This window comes from Leifsonia sp. SIMBA_070 (assembly GCF_046534635.1).
GTDB lineage: Bacteria > Actinomycetota > Actinomycetes > Actinomycetales > Microbacteriaceae > Leifsonia.
On the sequence record NZ_JAWRYK010000012.1, the window covers coordinates 1 to 697 of the forward strand.

The window sequence follows — 697 nt, forward strand, 5'->3', positions numbered from 1 at the left end:
GGTGGTGAAGTCCGAGCCCATGCCGGCAACGGTGAAACGGTCAGCTGCCAGGTAACCGATAACGGTGAGGGCGCCGACGATCCACAGCAGTTCGTACCGGCCCCGCAGCACGCCCGAGAAATCCCCGACCATCCAGCTGTTCAGGGTCTGCAGGAGATCGGAGCGGTAGGCAAAGAACGTGGTGACCGCGGAAATGACGCCGCCGAGCATGATGCCCACCAGGGGAACAATCAGCGTGTTGCGCAGCGGCAGGCGGCGCAGGATGAGGAGGAACAGCGCAGTTCCGGCGGCCGCGAAGACGGTGGCCGTGGACATCTTCATCATCAGGGACGCACCCGGAAGCAGGACGGTAACCACCAGGATGCCCAGCGATGCGGATTCCACGGTGCCGATGGTGCCCGGTTCCACGAATTTGTTCCGCGCCATCAGCTGCATGATCAGGCCTGCGACGCTGACGGCCATGCCGGCCAGGATGATGCTCAGGGTCCGGGGCACGCGGCTGACCCAAAAAACCTTCCAGGCCGCGGGATCGCCGGCCAGCAGCCGGGGCAGTGAAACATCGCTGACCCCGATGAACATGCTCGCCACAGCCAGCGCCAGGACCGCCGCGGCACCCAGGGCCAGGCTGACCGCGGTTCGCGGAAGCCGTCGTCGTCGGGCAGTGACGGCTGCGGCTGGGGAAGACGGTGGCCCATCG

The 697-nt window shown here is 66.3% G+C and carries 1 protein-coding gene; it reads right to left on the reverse strand.

What is annotated here, in order from left to right:
- Positions 1-697: iron chelate uptake ABC transporter family permease subunit (locus SB754_RS19155; protein WP_410784003.1), on the reverse strand; the 697-nt coding region annotated here is incomplete at both ends.